Source organism: Kluyvera sp. (genome assembly GCF_047971185.1).
Taxonomy (GTDB): domain Bacteria; phylum Pseudomonadota; class Gammaproteobacteria; order Enterobacterales; family Enterobacteriaceae; genus Kluyvera.
The window spans coordinates 81,466-96,927 of record NZ_JBKDZH010000012.1 but is presented as its reverse complement, the minus strand read 5'-3'; the positions used below and the strand labels follow the sequence as shown (position 1 = coordinate 96,927).

The following is a 15,462-nucleotide window of genomic DNA, read 5'->3' as shown; positions in this document are numbered from 1 at the left end:
GCGAACAACTCTGAGTAGCATTAAGGAAGCCGTTTTGAGCGACACCAATTACGCAGTGATTTACGATCTGCACAGCCACACCATCGCCTCGGATGGCCGCCTGACGCCGGAAGAACTGGTGCATCGCGCCGGGGAGATGCGGGTGGGGACGCTCGCTATCACCGATCACGATACCGTGGACGGCATTCCTCGCGCGCAGGCGGAAATTGCCCGCGCCGGGCTGCCGCTGACCCTGATTACCGGCGTGGAAATTTCCACGCTGTGGGAAAATCATGAAATTCATATCGTCGGGCTGAATATCGATATCGCCAACCCGGCGCTCAGCGCCTTTTTAAGCGCGCAGATCGACCGACGCCAGCAGCGCGGGAGGATGATCGCCGAACGCCTGGAAAAGGCGCATATTCCCGGTGCCTGGGAGGCGGCGCTGAAAATGGCCGAAGGCGGCGCGGTCACCCGCGGCCATTTTGCCCGTTTCCTGGTCGAGCAGGGCAAAGCCAGTAATATTGGCGACGTCTTCAAAAAATATCTCGCGCGTGGGAAAACCGGTTATGTTCCGCCGCAGTGGTGTACAATAAAGGAAGCTATTGATGTCATTCATCATTCGGGTGGGGTAGCGGTTATTGCTCACCCGGGGCGGTATAACCTGTCCGCCAAGTGGCTGAAAAGATTGCTGACACACTTTAGTGAACACGGCGGCGACGCGATGGAAGTTGCCCAGTGCCAGCAGGCGCCGCACGAGCGCGCTCAGCTTGCCACCTATGCCCGCGAATACGGTTTACTGGCGTCCCTTGGGTCGGATTTCCATCAGCCCTGCCCGTGGATTGAGCTGGGCCGCAAACTGTGGTTACCCGCAGGCGTCGAGGGAGTCTGGCAGCGCTGGGAGCAGCCGCAGAATACAATTGAGAGGGAAGCATGAGTCAGTTTTTTTATATCCATCCGGATAACCCGCAGGCGCGTCTGATTAACCAGGCGGTCGAGATTGTGCGTAAGGGCGGCGTGATCGTCTACCCAACCGACTCCGGCTACGCGCTGGGCTGCAAAATTGAAGATAAAGGCGCGATGGAGCGTATCTGCCGCATCCGTCACCTGCCGGACGGCCACAACTTTACGCTGATGTGCCGCGACCTGTCCGAGCTGTCGACCTACTCCTACGTCGACAACGTGGCGTTTCGTCTGATGAAAAACAATACGCCGGGCAACTACACCTTTATCCTCAAAGGAACCAAAGAGGTACCGCGCCGCCTGCTGCAGGAAAAGCGTAAGACGATCGGTATGCGCGTGCCGTCCAACCCGATTGCCCAGGCGCTGCTGGAAACGTTAGGCGAGCCGATGCTCTCCACGTCGTTGATGCTGCCGGGCAGCGAATTTACCGAGTCCGACCCGGAAGAGATTAAAGACCGTCTGGAGAAACAGGTGGATCTGATCATCCACGGCGGCTACCTCGGCCAGCAGCCGACCACGGTTATCGACCTGACCGAGGATTCACCGGTGGTGCTGCGTGAAGGCGTTGGCGACGTCAAACCGTTCCTGTAATCGGTCATCGCCCGGCGCATTCTCTATGCCGGGCGTTTTTCTGTCGCTTCCTGACCTTTTTTCTTAAAATTCGTGTAGTATGTGCGGTCACCATTCTGGGCGGGTAGCCCGCGTTGTTTTCAAACGTCGCTGCTTGCCTGCTTATGCAGCCCGGTGTGTATTTCCTGCGCTGCTAATAAAGTCTCTAAGACGCCTGTGAAGGCGACACCTGAAGGAAGCTCGATGAGCGATAAAAGCGAAAAACTGCAAAAAGTGCTGGCGCGCGCCGGCCACGGCTCCCGTCGTGAAATTGAAACGATTATTGAAGCGGGCCGCGTCAGCGTCGACGGTAAAATCGCCAAGCTGGGCGATCGCGTTGAAGTGATCCCGGGCCTCAAAATCCGTATCGACGGCCATCTGATCTCCGTTAAAGAATCCGTAGAACAAATCTGTCGCGTTCTGGCCTATTACAAACCGGAAGGCGAACTGTGCACCCGTAACGACCCGGAAGGGCGTCCGACCGTGTTTGACCGTCTGCCGAAACTGCGCGGCGCGCGCTGGATTGCCGTGGGCCGTCTGGACGTGAACACCTGCGGTCTGCTGCTGTTCACCACCGACGGTGAGCTGGCTAACCGCTTGATGCACCCAAGCCGTGAAGTTGAGCGTGAGTACGCGGTGCGCGTCTTTGGTGAAGTGGACGACAACAAAGTGCGTCAGCTTTCTCGCGGCGTGCAGCTGGAAGATGGCCCGGCGGCGTTCAAAACCATCAAATTCAGCGGCGGCGAAGGCATCAACCAGTGGTACAACGTGACCCTGACCGAAGGCCGTAACCGTGAAGTTCGTCGTCTGTGGGAAGCGGTTGGCGTGCAGGTGAGCCGCCTGATCCGCGTTCGCTACGGCGATATTCCGCTGCCGAAAGGCCTGCCGCGCGGCGGCTGGACCGAGCTGGACCTGGCGCAGACCAACTACCTGCGCGAGCTGGTTGAGCTGCCGGCGGAAACCTCATCAAAAGTGGCGGTGGAAAAAGACCGTCGCCGCATGAAGGCGAATCAGATTCGTCGCGCCGTTAAGCGCCATACCACCACCGGTAATAGCAATAACAACGGCAATCGCCGCTCCAGCACGCGCAATAACCCGAAAGGGAAATAATCTCTGTTCCGGCGGCGCTGCCGCCGGGCTTTCCCCCCCCCGAAGCTATTCTCTCCTGTGATTCCATTCACACTTCTGTATAAAGACAAAAAACGGGAATTTCCCGGACAAAGAACGCAAAGTGATAAAATAGCGCTCGCCCTATACTGACGCCACAGATTACTCAAACAGGTAGCCCGAAATGGAAACAAACAAAAAACTCTCGGCAAGCTATGTGGTTATCGGCGTTAAAGAAAAAATTGGCTATGGCTTTGGCGATTTCGCCTCTAATTTATCCTTCGGCTTTGTTTCGCTCTTCTTATTATTCTTCTATACCAATATCTTCGGTATTAGCGCGGTTCAGGCAAGCCTGATTTTCGTTATTGCGCGGGTAGTGGATGCTATCTTTAATATTCTGATTGGCTTCGCCATTGATAAAACCCACAGCCGCTACGGTAAGCTTCGTCCGTGGCTATTATACGGTTCGATTCCGCTCGGGCTGCTGACGGTGCTGTGCTTCCTGCCGCTGGGCGGCGAGGCGAAATTCTGGTTCGCGCTGTGCTCTTATACCATTTATTGCCTGGCCTACACCGCGGTTAACACGCCGTATTCGGCGATGACCAACCGCTTAACCCAACATGAAGCCTCACGCTCCTCGCTGTCGGTCTATCGCTTTGTGCTGGCGATCGTCGGCTACCTGATCGTGTCGACCACTGCGGATATCCTGATCTCACCGTTTGATGACAAACAGATGGGCTACGTTTTCGCCGTCTCCTGCTTTGCGCTGCTGGCGACGTTTTTATTCCTCGCCTGTTTTGGCATGACCAAAGAGCGGGTGGGTGAAGAAGAGGATACGCCTGCGCCCACCCTGCGGGAAATGTTCCGTGCGGTTATCGGCAATGCGCCATTGATTAACCTGTCGCTGTTTACGGTGTTCTTTTATATTGCCTATACCGTATGGATGGCGATTGCTATCTACTTTATTAAATACATTATCGGCAACGAAGGCTTTACCTCGTCGTTCTTTATGATCCAGTCGGCGGCTTATATTCTGGGGACGGTGGTTTCGGAAAAAGTCATCGCCATTATGGGGAAAAAGAAAATGGCCCTGGTGGCGCTATTGATTGGCGTGCTGGGCGTGCTGATGCAGTATTTTGTGGCTGGCAATAATATCTGGTTAATTATGACCGGAGTGTGCCTGTTCAGTATTACGCTGGGCATGGGATTTGTCGCCATGTGGTCAATGATTGCCGATACCGTGGAATATGCGGAATGGCATCACGGCGTGCGCACCGAAGGCGCAATATACGGTTTCTTCAACTTTATCACCAAAATAGCGATGGCAATCGGCGGCGGCTGCGCCGGATGGATGCTGGATTATTACCACTACGATGCCGCCAGTATCAGCGCCAGCGCGCTGAGCGGCATCAATATTCTGATGACGCTATTCCCCGGCGCCATGTTCGCGATCAGCGCCATTTTTGTCGCCAGCTACTCGCTCGATGAAAAAACCTACCGCGATATCGTCCACAAAATCAGCCTGCGCAAGCAGAGCGCGCTTTAACCTCAGGGAGCCAGAGCTATGAACCGTGATTTTACTACCCTTATCGCCGCGATGAACGCCGAAGAAAAAGTGGCGCTGCTGACCGGCAGCGGCCTGTGGCGCACGGCCAGCCTGCCGCAGCACGGCATTGACGATATTGTGATGACCGACGGAACCTACGGCGTGCGCTACAGCAGCGCGCAGATCGACGGCAGCGAAAAATGGAGCATGGACGACTTTATCTCGGTCATCACCCAAACCGCTGACCAGGCCAGTGCCGAAGAGCCGACGGTGAAAGGGGGCAGTGAAGCCCTGTTCAGCGCCTCGCTGCCGGCCACCTGTTTCCCGAACGGTTCGAGCCTGGCCTGTAGCTGGGACAGCGATCTGGTCTATCAAATGGGCCAGGCACTGGGCCGCGAGTGCCAGCATATGGGCGTCGGCATCCTGCTGGGGCCGGGGATTAACATTCGCCGCACGCCGCTGGCCGGGCGCGGCTATGAATACTATGCCGAAGACCCGGTGGTCAGCGGGGATATCGCCGCAGCGCTGATTAACGGCCTTCAGGATGAGGGCGTCGGCGCCAGCCTGAAGCACTTTGCCGCCAATAACTCGGAGTATCGCCGCACGGAAATGGACTCCGTGATTGAAGAGCGCGCGCTGCGGGAAATCTATCTTGCGGGGTTCCAGCGGGCCATTGCGAAGTCGCAGCCGTGGACGGTGATGTCCTCCTATAACCGCCTTAACGGCGTGCAGACCTCGCAGGATCCCTTCCTGCTGACCCAGGTGCTGCGCGACGAGTGGGGCTACCAGGGGCTGGTGATGTCCGACTGGTACGGCGTGAAGGATCGCCCCGCGTCGCTGCTGGCGGGCAACGATCTGGCGATGCCGGAAACCCGTCGCGATAAACAGACGCTGCTGGCGGCGATCGAAAGCGGCGAGGTGCCGATGGCGGTGGTAGACCGCGCGTGCCTGCGCATGCTGGAGCTGCTGGAAAAAGTGCAGCGTCACCGTCGCCCGGATACCCAGGCGGATTTCCCGGCGCATCATGCGCTTTCGCAGCAGCTAGCGGCAGAATCGATTGTCCTGCTGAAAAATGAAAACAATTTACTGCCGCTGTGCCCGGAGAAAACGCCGCGAATCGCGGTGCTGGGTAAACCGGCGCAGGAGCCGGTGATTCAGGGGTCCGGCTGCGCCACCACGGTGCCGTACCTGCTCGACCGTCCGCTGGATGAAATTTTCGACCTCGCCGGCGATGACTTCAGCGTACGCTGGGCGGTGGGCGCGCCGGACGATCTGCAAGACGATGAAGCAGCGCTAGCGCAGGCCAAAACCGTGGCGCAGGAGGCCGACGTGGCGGTGATCTTTGTCAGTACCGCCGTGGGTGAGGACGGCGAAAACGGCGACCGCCAGGACCTGAATATTCTGGCCGTTCATGAGCGCCTGATCCGCGAGGTGGCCGCAGTACAGCCGAACGTGGTGGTGGTGCTGGCCAACAGCGATGCGGTGGTGATGCCGTGGCTGGGCGACTGTAAAGCGCTGCTCGAAACCTTCTTTGCCGGGCAGGGCATGGGGCGCGCGGTGGCGGAAATTCTGTTCGGGCTGCGTAACCCGAGCGGCAAGCTGACGGTAACCGTGCCCAATACGCTTGAAGAGACGCCGGCCTGGCTGCACTATCCGGGGGAAAACCTGCGTCACCACTACGGTGAAGGGCTGTTTGTCGGCTACCGCTACTACGATAAACGCGGCCTGAATCCGCTCTTCCCGTTCGGTTTTGGCTTAAGCTATACGCAATTTAGCTACGCTAATCTGGCGCTGTCGACGACGCGGGTGGGGGCAGACGATACGCTGACCGTCTCCTTTGATGTGAGCAACGTGGGGGAGCGTGAGGGGAAAGAGATCGCCCAGCTGTACGTGTCGGCGCCGCAGGGCGAGCTGATTCGTGAAGTTCGCGCGCTAAAAGGCTTTACCAAGGTGGCGCTGACCGCCGGTGAAACCCGCCGCGTTAGCCTGCAGCTGCCGATTGCCGAACTGGCCTGCTATCATCCGGGGCTGGCCGATTGGGTCATCACGCCGGGGCAGTGGCAGCTTCACGTCGGCGCGTCATCCCGCGACCTACCGCTGACGGCGATGTTTACCGTTGATTGCCCCGCGCGCTACGTGCCGCTGCGCGACGATAACTCGCTGCAGCAGCTGATTCAGCAGCCGGAAGCCTTTGCCCGCGTGGTGGCGCTCATCGCCGGGAAAAGCCAGCTGCCGCCGGAGCACGTTCGGGAGAAGCTGATCCGCCTGGCGCCCGATCTGTTCTGCGGCCTGCTGATTGCGTTCACCGAGTTTCTGGCGCTGGATATTGAGCGTGACGAGCTCAATGCGGTGCTGGCCGGAACTCACTAACAGCAAAACGACAGGAGAAGGCGCGTGTTTCCTTTTTCAGTGACGCATCCTCGCCCGGCCGCCCATACCGGGCGGCAGACGGCAAGCGGCTACGAGCTGATTGCCTTTGACGCGGAGAAACTCAACGTATTTGCCGCCGAGGTTCGCTACTGCGAGCCGCACTGGCATCCGGCACCGGAGCTTATCACGGTGCTGCGCGGGCGGTTTTCGCTGACGGTAGGGCAGGATAGCGTGGTGCTGCACGCCGGCGAGATGCTGTATATCAACGCCGAAGAGGTGCACGCGCTGAGCGCGGAAGAGGAGGGCAGCCAGCTGGTGACCGTGCAGTTTTCACCGGGGCTGTTTGACGAGCTGCATCCGGCGCCGTTGCTCAACTGGCGCACGCATCGCCACGCCATGACGCCTGCCGACAGCGCCGTAGCGCCTCGTTTGCAGGCGCTGCTGGCGCGCATTATCGATAACGACGCGCCGTTTCAGCGCATCGCAGCCATCTATCTGCTGCTGGACGCGCTGGTTGCTGCCGGGCGGCCAACCCAGCGAGCGGAAAGCTCGCTGCGGGAAGAGGCGATGATCAAAGAGGGCATCGACTACATTAACCAGCACTTCGACCAGCCGCTAACCCTCAGCGATGTTGCCGAGCACAGCGGCATGAGCTACTCGTACTTTTCTCGGTTGTTTAAAAAGGTGAGCCGCCACAATTTTAAAGAGTACCTGACGCTGGTGCGGATGAACAAAGCCCGCACCCTGCTGCGGGACACGCGCACGCCGATAACCGACATCAGCCACAGCTGCGGTTTTCAGGAGCATAAGGCGCTGATTGCCGCGTTCAATAAGTACTGCGGGCTAACGCCGACCGAGTATCGCAAACGCTTTATCTCACGGCAGAATCTGGCGGAGAGCGCGCTGGCACAGGGCGAAGATTGCCTGTGTCTGCCGCTCAACCACGCGCTGCTCGACAGGCTAACGCAGCTTAGTAATCAATCCCAATCTGTGCCTTAATCCCGGCTTCAAACGCATGTTTCACCGGGCGCAGTTCGCTGACCGTATCGGCGTACTCAAGAATATCCCGGTGGCAGCCGCGGCCGGTAATGATCACCGTCTGATGCTGCGGGCGCGCTTTGAGCGCCGTTAACACCTCTTCCAGCGGCAGATAATCATAGGCCACCATATAGGTCAGCTCGTCGAGCACCACCATATCCAGCGTCTCGTCGGCCAGCATCCGTTTGGCGTGCTGCCAGACGGCGAGGCAGGCCGCGGTGTCGCTTTCGCGGTTCTGGGTGTCCCAGGTAAAACCGGTGGCCATCACCTGAAACTCCACGCCCAGCGGCTCCAGCAGGTTGCGTTCTCCGTTCGGCCAGGTGCCTTTAATAAACTGAATAACGCCCACGTTATGGCCGTGGCCCACCGCACGGGTGGCGGTGCCGAAGGCGGCGGTGGTTTTACCTTTCCCGTTGCCGGTAAAAACGATCACAATCCCGCGCGTATCCTGGGCCGCGGCAACGCGGGCGGCGACACGCTCTTTCACGCGCTGCTGGCGTTCACGGTAACGTTCATCACTCATTGGGCAATTCCTGGTTTACGCCCTGGCTGGGCATCAAAAGTCATACCGGTTTTCCGGCGGCTATCATCGCCCATCAGCCACAGATAAAGCGGCATGATATCGGCAGGGGTTTTCAGCTTCAGCGCATCTTCCGTCGGGAAGGCGCTGGCGCGCATTTTAGTGCGCGTGCCGCCGGGGTTGATGCAGTTAACGCGCAGCTGGCCCTGGTACTCCTCGGCCAGCACCTGCATCATGCCTTCGGTGGCGAATTTCGACACCGCGTAAGCGCCCCAGTTCGCTCGCCCTTCGCGGCCGACGCTGGAGGAGGTGAAGACCAGCGAGCCGGCCTCCGATTGCAGCAGCAGCGGTAGTAGCGCCTGGGTCAACATAAAGGTTCCGTTGACGTTAACCTGCATCACCTGCTGCCAGAGCTGCGGATCCTGCTCGGCCATCGGCACCACCTCACCCAGCAGCCCGGCGTTATGCAGCACGCCGTCGAGGCGTGGGTAGTGCAGGCTGACTTGCTGCGCCACCTGCTGGCAGGCCTCTGGGGTACAAGTTAGCAGATCCAGCGTATACCAACGGACCGGTAATTCACTGATATTGCTGATTTCTTGCGCAACTGAACGTAATTTTTCTTCGCTGCGGCCCAATAAAATGACGCTGGCGCCGTAGCGCGCATAGGTGATGGCCGCTTCCCGGCCGATCCCGTCGCTGGCTCCGGTAATCAGGATGATACGATTTTGCAACAAGTCGAGCTGGGGTTGATAGTGCACGTTAGCTCCTCTATGACCTTTAGCGGCCATATTTTATGTACTTTTCATGGCTTTTGGGCTTTATGCCTGAATCTGTTCGCTATTTCAATCGGCGCACAGGAGAGACAACCTGTAATTAACAATTTGCAATGATTTCATTTGCAAAAAAGTCATCTGGAAGCGGCCTCGAGGACTGATACTCCAGTCGAGACGTGTCGGGCGCGGTGTTGTACACTGGGCGCAGATTATGTGATTTTTGTACAAGGTGGATGTGTGGAATTACTTTTTCAATATGGTCTGTTTCTGGCAAAGATCGTGACGGTTGTCGTCGCTATTGCCGTAATTGCGGTACTGATTGTCAATCTGACGTCGCGCAAGCGGCAGCGAGGCGAGCTGCGGATCACCAATTTAAGCGAACAGCACAAGGACATGCAGGAAGATTTAGCCGTGGCGCTGCTCGACGGGCCGCAGCAGAAGCTGTGGCATAAAGCGCAGAAGAAAAAGCTGAAACAGGAAGCGAAAGCGGCAAAAGCCAAAGCGAAGCTGGGCGAAACCGCCGCCTCCGGCAAACCGCGCGCGTGGGTGCTGGATTTTAAAGGCAGCATGGATGCCCACGAAGTGGCCTCGCTGCGCGAAGAAATCACCGCCGTGCTGACCATTGCGACGCCGCAGGATCAGGTGGTGCTGCGCCTGGAAAGCCCCGGCGGCGTGGTGCACGGCTACGGCCTGGCGGCCTCCCAGCTGCAGCGTATCCGTGATAAGCAGATCCCGCTGACGGTGGCGGTTGATAAAGTGGCGGCTAGCGGCGGCTACATGATGGCCTGTGTGGCGAATAAAATCGTGGCGGCGCCGTTTGCTATTCTCGGCTCAATCGGCGTGGTCGCGCAGATCCCGAACCTGAACCGTTTCCTGAAAAACAAAGACATCGACGTCGAGCTGCATACCGCGGGCCAGTACAAGCGTACGCTGACCCTGCTGGGGGAAAACACCGATGAAGGCCGCCAGAAGTTCCGCGAAGAGCTGAACGAAACTCATCATCTGTTCAAAGACTTTGTGCAGACCATGCGTCCGACGCTGGACATCGAGCAGGTGGCGACCGGTGAGCACTGGTACGGCTCTCAGGCGCAGGAAAAGGGGCTGGTGGATGAAGTAGGCACCAGCGATGAGCTGCTGCTGGGGCTGATGGCCGATCACGAAGTGGTGAACGTTCGCTATACCCGTCGTAAGAAGATGATGGACCGCTTCACCGGCAGCGCCGCTGAAAGCGCGGATCGCCTGATGATGCGCTGGTGGCAGCGCGGACAAAAACCGATGCTGTAAGCGGTGAGCGTCCTGTAAATAATCACGCCCGGTAAACGTTGTTTACCGGGCGTTTTCTTTGGCGCTCAGGCGATGGTCTTACGCTCAGTCAACCAGGTGATATTTTTCAGACAGCTCGTGTGCAAGATATTTGAACATATTAAACACCGCCGTGCTTTTCGGCGTCGGCAGGCCCTGTTCATCCAGGAAGTACTCACCGCTGAACACCAGCACGCCGTTGCGCTGTTCGACCCCGGTGGCTTCGATGCCGGCAAGGGTATCTTCGTGTTCGCGAATAAGGCGGTTGGCTTCAATCAGCAGCGTCTGACGATCGATAGGTTGGCTATTATTTGACATATTCAACTCCTCAAAATTCTCGCGCTAGTTTACGCCGGGTACCCGTTGTGGGCAAATATTCCCGACGTTTACCAGGGCCAATGATTTTACCGCAGAGTTGGCAGGATGCGCGATTGCATGCTAATAAAGTTGCGTAACGAATTTTATCAGGTACAGTGTGACGCTTTCGGCAATCTGGCAGCAGATTTGCTTGACATTCGACCAAAAATTCTTCGTGCTATAGCACCTGACGAAAAAAAGTCCGTAAACTCAACCATCTGGCGGCCTACATCAAAAGCTGTGCAATAAAAGGTTGATATCCATTGGCATTGCCGCAACATACAAGGCTTGTCGCCAGTGGAACGTGGAACATGTGCGATGTATTCCTGGAAGAATCAAATTAGGTAAAGGTGAATATGGGTAAAGCTCTCGTTATCGTTGAGTCCCCGGCAAAAGCCAAAACGATCAATAAGTATCTGGGTAATGACTACGTGGTTAAGTCCAGCGTCGGTCATATCCGCGATTTGCCGACAAGTGGCTCAGCCGCCAAAAAGAGCGCTGACTCTACCTCCACCAAAACGGCCAAAAAGCCTAAAAAGGATGAACGAGGCGCGCTGGTCAACCGCATGGGCGTCGACCCGTGGCATGACTGGGCGGCACACTATGAAGTGCTGCCAGGCAAAGAAAAGGTAGTTTCGGAACTCAAACAGCTGGCGGAAAAAGCCGACCACATCTATCTCGCAACCGACCTTGACCGCGAAGGGGAGGCCATTGCATGGCACCTGCGGGAAGTGATCGGCGGTGATGAAACGCGCTATAGCCGCGTGGTGTTTAACGAAATTACTAAGAACGCGATTCGCCAGGCCTTTGAAAAGCCGGGTGAACTGAACATTGACCGTGTTAACGCCCAGCAGGCGCGTCGCTTTATGGACCGCGTGGTGGGGTATATGGTCTCGCCGCTGCTGTGGAAAAAAATCGCCCGCGGTCTGTCCGCCGGGCGCGTGCAGTCGGTGGCGGTGCGTCTGGTGGTTGAGCGCGAGCGTGAAATCAAAGCGTTCGTTCCGGAAGAGTTCTGGGATGTCAATGCCAGCACCACCACGCCGGGCGGCGATGCGCTGGCGCTGGAAGTGACCCATCAGGGCGACAAGCCCTTCCGTCCGGTTAACCGTGACGACACCATGGCGGCGGTCAGCCTGCTGGAAAAAGCCAGCTACAGCGTGCTGGAACGTGAAGATAAGCCGACCAGCAGCAAGCCGGGCGCGCCGTTCATCACCTCAACGCTGCAGCAGGCGGCCAGCACGCGTCTGGGCTTCGGCGTGAAGAAAACCATGATGATGGCGCAGCGTCTGTATGAAGCGGGCTACATCACCTACATGCGTACCGACTCCACCAACCTGAGTCAGGACGCGGTAAATATGGTTCGCGGCTACATCAGCGACAATTTCGGCAAGAAATACCTGCCGGAAAACCCGAATCAGTACACCAGCAAAGAGAACTCGCAGGAAGCGCACGAAGCAATTCGTCCTTCCGACGTTGCCGTGCAGGCGGAAGCGCTGAAGGATATGGAAGCGGACGCGCAGAAGCTGTATCAGCTGATCTGGCGCCAGTTCGTGGCCTGCCAGATGACGCCAGCGCAGTACGACTCCACCACGCTGACCGTGAAAGCGGGCGACTTCAAACTCAAAGCGCGCGGTCGTACCCTGCGCTTTGACGGCTGGACCAAAGTGATGCCCGCGCTGCGTAAAGGCGATGAAGATCGCACGCTGCCGGTGGTCAACCAGGGCGATAAACTGAGCCTGGTTGAGCTGACCCCGGCCCAGCACTTTACCAAACCGCCTGCGCGTTTTAGCGAAGCTTCACTGGTGAAAGAGCTGGAAAAACGCGGTATCGGCCGCCCGTCCACCTATGCGTCGATCATCTCGACCATTCAGGACCGTGGCTACGTGCGCACCGAAAACCGTCGTTTCTACGCGGAAAAAATGGGCGAGATCGTCACCGATCGTCTGGAAGAGAACTTCCGCGATCTGATGAACTACGACTTTACCGCGCAGATGGAAGACCACCTCGACCGCGTGGCGAACCACGAAGCCGAGTGGAAGCAGGTGCTGGATCTGTTCTTTGGCGACTTCACCAAGCAGCTGGAAACCGCTGAGAAAGCGCCGGAAGAGGGCGGCATGCAGCCGAACCAGATGGTGCTGACCAGCATCGACTGCCCGACCTGCGGCCGCAAAATGGGTATCCGTACCGCCAGCACCGGCGTGTTCCTCGGCTGCTCCGGCTACGCGTTGTCGCCGAAAGAGCGCTGCAAGACCACCATTAACCTGGTGCCGGAAAACGAAGTGCTCAACGTGCTGGAAGGTGACGACGCCGAAACCAACGCGCTGCGCGCCAAACGTCGCTGCCAGAAATGCGGCACGGCGATGGACAGCTACCTGATCGATCCGAAGCGTAAGCTGCACGTCTGCGGTAACAACCCGACCTGCGACGGCTACGAGATTGAAGAGGGCGAGTTCCGCATTAAAGGCTATGACGGCCCGATCGTGGAGTGTGAAAAATGTGGTTCTGAGATGCACCTGAAAATGGGGCGTTTCGGCAAGTACATGGCCTGCACCAACGACGAATGTAAGAACACGCGCAAAATTCTGCGTAACGGTGAAGTCGCGCCGCCGAAGGAAGATCCGGTGCCGCTGCCGGAGCTGCCGTGCGAGAAGTCTGACGCCTATTTCGTGCTGCGTGACGGCGCTGCCGGGGTATTCCTGGCCGCTAACACCTTCCCGAAATCGCGTGAAACGCGCGCGCCGCTGGTGGAAGAGCTGTACCGCTTCCGCGATCGTCTGCCGGAGAAACTGCGTTATCTGGCCGATGCGCCGCAGCAGGATCCTGACGGTAATAAAACGATGGTACGTTTTAGCCGTAAAACCAAACAGCAGTACGTGTCCTCTGAAAAAGACGGCAAAGCGACGGGCTGGTCAGCGTTCTTCGTTGACGGTAAATGGGTCGAAGCGAAAAAGTAACCTTCCGCTAAAAAACTTCACAAAGGGCCGCTATGCGGCCCTTTTTTATAACCTCGTTATTATTTTTTGTTTCCATCTATACACACTTGCTATAAATGATATAGTGGTTATAGCAGATGCATTTCTTATGCATAAATCATCTTTATGAGCGCTTTCTGAGTACAGACTGGATACAACCGCATGAAATTACAGCAGCTCCGCTATATCGTCGAGGTGGTCAATCACAACCTTAACGTCTCCTCTACCGCTGAAGGGCTTTATACTTCGCAGCCGGGCATCAGTAAGCAGGTCAGAATGCTGGAGGATGAGCTGGGTATTCAGATTTTCGCCCGCAGCGGCAAACATCTGACGCAGGTGACTCCGGCGGGGCAGGAAATTATCCGCATTGCCCGTGAAGTCCTGTCGAAGGTAGATGCCATTAAGTCCGTAGCCGGTGAACATACCTGGCCGGATAAAGGCTCGCTGTATGTTGCCACCACCCATACCCAGGCGCGCTACGCGCTACCGGGCGTGATTAAAGGTTTTATCGAGCGCTATCCGCGCGTGTCCCTGCATATGCATCAGGGCTCGCCTACCCAGATTGCCGAGGCGGTCTCAAAAGGTAACGCCGACTTCGCCATCGCTACCGAAGCGCTGCATCTGTACGACGATCTGGTGATGCTGCCGTGCTATCACTGGAACCGTTCCATCGTGGTCACCCCGGAGCATCCGCTGGCGTCCAAAACGTCGGTGACCATTGAAGAGCTGGCGCAGTATCCGCTGGTGACCTACACCTTTGGCTTTACCGGGCGCTCCGAGCTGGACACCGCCTTTAACCGCGCGGGCCTGACGCCGCGTATCGTCTTTACCGCCACCGATGCTGACGTGATCAAAACCTACGTGCGTCTGGGGCTGGGGGTAGGGGTGATTGCCAGCATGGCCGTTGACCCGATCTCCGATCCGGATCTGGTTAAGCTGGATGCGGACGGCATTTTCAGCCATAGCACCACCAAGATTGGCTTCCGTCGCAGCACCTTCTTGCGCAGCTACATGTATGACTTTATTCAGCGCTTTGCCCCGCATCTGACCCGTGACGTGGTCGATACCGCCGTCGCGCTGCGCTCGAATGAAGACATCGAAGCAATGTTCAAGGATATTAAGCTGCCGGAAAAATAATCCTTAATGATTATCTGCCCCCGGCTTCGGGGGCGAAAGTTCTTATATTACCCGCCGCAACCCCCTGATGTTTATGTGACTGCCCCGCCTTTTCCTTGTTTGAGAATTGTTTCTATTGGCAACATTGCAGCAAAAGTAGAAATAAATTTAACGTTAGGCAAACTTCTCTACTCAAATATTCCTTCAGCGTCAAAAGAATAAATAAATCTGCGTTGAGTATTCGTAAAACCGCTGGATTTTTGCTTAAAATTTACTTAGGATTTATCTCAATGATGATTAGTTGTAACAATTAATTGGTGTGAAAATGATAAGTAATATCGATTGTGAGAGGGCGGTAATGGCATCAGAAAATAAAGAACCGGGCGTAAAACGCAAAGCATGGCTGAGCGTCTTCCTGGGTTCTGCGCTGTTCTGGATTGCCGTCGCGCTGCTGGTGTGGAAGTTCTGGGGCTAACCATGCTGACGTCCGAACGCGTGAAGCCCGCGAAGCCCCGCCCCCCGGCGGCAAAAAAGCCGCCCGAGAATAATAAGGTCCACGTTCCTGATGAGTGGAAATTGACGCCTGAGCAAAAAGATTTTATCGATCTTTTCAATCAGGATGAGAATAAGAAACAGTAATCCGCGGGTATTTCACCTCCGCCTTTCCCTACCGATATACCCAGCCAATCCTTCTCCTGCTATTAATTTCCCTGGTGCCTTGTTTTTAATAAGGTGTTGATCGCATTTATCAATCTGAGCCCTTTTCCGGCGTATTCGGGGCAGTGTGTTATCTTTAATAGAGACCCTGAG

At 56.8% G+C, this 15,462-nt stretch carries 14 protein-coding genes; 11 read left to right on the top strand and 3 right to left on the bottom strand.

All coding sequences use genetic code 11. The features are described from left to right. Positions 1 to 34: 34 nt before the first annotated feature. The 6 genes from rnm (at position 35) to ACK5JN_RS02170 (ending at position 7,573) form a co-directional block, all read left to right on the top strand. Positions 35 to 916, top strand: a complete 882-nt coding sequence (rnm, locus tag ACK5JN_RS02195; protein WP_416868646.1) for an RNase RNM — start codon at positions 35 to 37, stop codon at positions 914 to 916. Beyond that, the gene (locus ACK5JN_RS02190) at positions 913 to 1,533 is read left to right on the top strand and encodes an L-threonylcarbamoyladenylate synthase (protein WP_065357592.1); all 621 of its coding nucleotides are present in this window, start codon (positions 913 to 915) and stop codon (positions 1,531 to 1,533) included. The genes rnm and ACK5JN_RS02190 overlap by 4 nt, the downstream gene beginning before the upstream one ends. 222 nt (positions 1,534 to 1,755) lie before the next feature. Continuing rightward, the gene (gene rluB, locus ACK5JN_RS02185) at positions 1,756 to 2,661 is read left to right on the top strand and encodes a 23S rRNA pseudouridine(2605) synthase RluB (RefSeq protein WP_416868645.1); all 906 of its coding nucleotides are present in this window, start codon (positions 1,756 to 1,758) and stop codon (positions 2,659 to 2,661) included. 181 nt (positions 2,662 to 2,842) lie between these two features. Continuing rightward, positions 2,843 to 4,204 carry an MFS transporter gene (locus ACK5JN_RS02180; RefSeq protein WP_416868644.1) on the top strand — a complete coding sequence of 454 codons (1,362 nt, stop codon included), beginning with the start codon at positions 2,843 to 2,845 and terminating at the stop codon, positions 4,202 to 4,204. Between the two features lie 18 nt (positions 4,205 to 4,222). Then, positions 4,223 to 6,574 carry a beta-glucosidase gene (locus tag ACK5JN_RS02175; protein WP_416868643.1) on the top strand — a complete coding sequence of 784 codons (2,352 nt, stop codon included), beginning with the start codon at positions 4,223 to 4,225 and terminating at the stop codon, positions 6,572 to 6,574. Between the two features lie 24 nt (positions 6,575 to 6,598). Continuing rightward, the gene (locus ACK5JN_RS02170; RefSeq protein ID WP_416868642.1) at positions 6,599 to 7,573 is read left to right on the top strand and encodes an AraC family transcriptional regulator; all 975 of its coding nucleotides are present in this window, start codon (positions 6,599 to 6,601) and stop codon (positions 7,571 to 7,573) included. Here the strand turns inward: ACK5JN_RS02170 and cobO are convergent. Both cobO and ACK5JN_RS02160 read right to left on the bottom strand, forming a co-directional pair. Next, complete coding sequence (gene cobO / locus ACK5JN_RS02165; protein WP_416868641.1) at positions 7,545 to 8,135, bottom strand: cob(I)yrinic acid a,c-diamide adenosyltransferase; 591 nt, start codon at positions 8,133 to 8,135, stop codon at positions 7,545 to 7,547. The two genes, ACK5JN_RS02170 and cobO, sit on opposite strands and share 29 nt — an antisense overlap. Beyond that, positions 8,132 to 8,890: a YciK family oxidoreductase gene (locus ACK5JN_RS02160; protein ID WP_416868640.1), complete on the bottom strand. Its 759-nt coding sequence runs from the start codon at positions 8,888 to 8,890 to the stop codon at positions 8,132 to 8,134. Before ACK5JN_RS02160 ends, cobO begins: the two co-directional genes overlap by 4 nt. A gap of 252 nt (positions 8,891 to 9,142) precedes the next feature. On the opposite strand from ACK5JN_RS02160, the gene sohB reads away from it, so the two are divergent. After that, positions 9,143 to 10,189, top strand: a complete 1,047-nt coding sequence (sohB, locus tag ACK5JN_RS02155) for a protease SohB (RefSeq protein ID WP_416868639.1) — start codon at positions 9,143 to 9,145, stop codon at positions 10,187 to 10,189. 84 nt (positions 10,190 to 10,273) lie between these two features. Here sohB and ACK5JN_RS02150 read toward each other — a convergent pair whose 3' ends face one another. Continuing rightward, positions 10,274 to 10,525 carry a YciN family protein gene (locus ACK5JN_RS02150; protein WP_064546024.1) on the bottom strand — a complete coding sequence of 84 codons (252 nt, stop codon included), beginning with the start codon at positions 10,523 to 10,525 and terminating at the stop codon, positions 10,274 to 10,276. A gap of 395 nt (positions 10,526 to 10,920) precedes the next feature. Between ACK5JN_RS02150 and topA the strand changes: the two genes are divergently transcribed. The 4 genes from topA to ACK5JN_RS02130 all read left to right on the top strand — a co-directional run bounded on the left by topA (position 10,921) and on the right by ACK5JN_RS02130 (position 15,291). After that, positions 10,921 to 13,518: a type I DNA topoisomerase gene (gene topA / locus ACK5JN_RS02145; protein WP_416868638.1), complete on the top strand. Its 2,598-nt coding sequence runs from the start codon at positions 10,921 to 10,923 to the stop codon at positions 13,516 to 13,518. A 180-nt stretch (positions 13,519 to 13,698) separates the two neighbouring features. Further along, positions 13,699 to 14,673 carry an HTH-type transcriptional regulator CysB gene (gene cysB / locus ACK5JN_RS02140; RefSeq protein WP_035892921.1) on the top strand — a complete coding sequence of 325 codons (975 nt, stop codon included), beginning with the start codon at positions 13,699 to 13,701 and terminating at the stop codon, positions 14,671 to 14,673. A 304-nt stretch (positions 14,674 to 14,977) separates the two neighbouring features. Beyond that, positions 14,978 to 15,127: a YmiA family putative membrane protein gene (locus tag ACK5JN_RS02135; RefSeq protein WP_416868637.1), complete on the top strand. Its 150-nt coding sequence runs from the start codon at positions 14,978 to 14,980 to the stop codon at positions 15,125 to 15,127. A 2-nt stretch (positions 15,128 to 15,129) separates the two neighbouring features. Then, positions 15,130 to 15,291 (top strand): hypothetical protein, encoded by a 162-nt coding sequence (locus ACK5JN_RS02130; protein ID WP_416868636.1) that lies wholly within the window; start codon positions 15,130 to 15,132, stop codon positions 15,289 to 15,291. Positions 15,292 to 15,462: the final 171 nt, after the last annotated feature.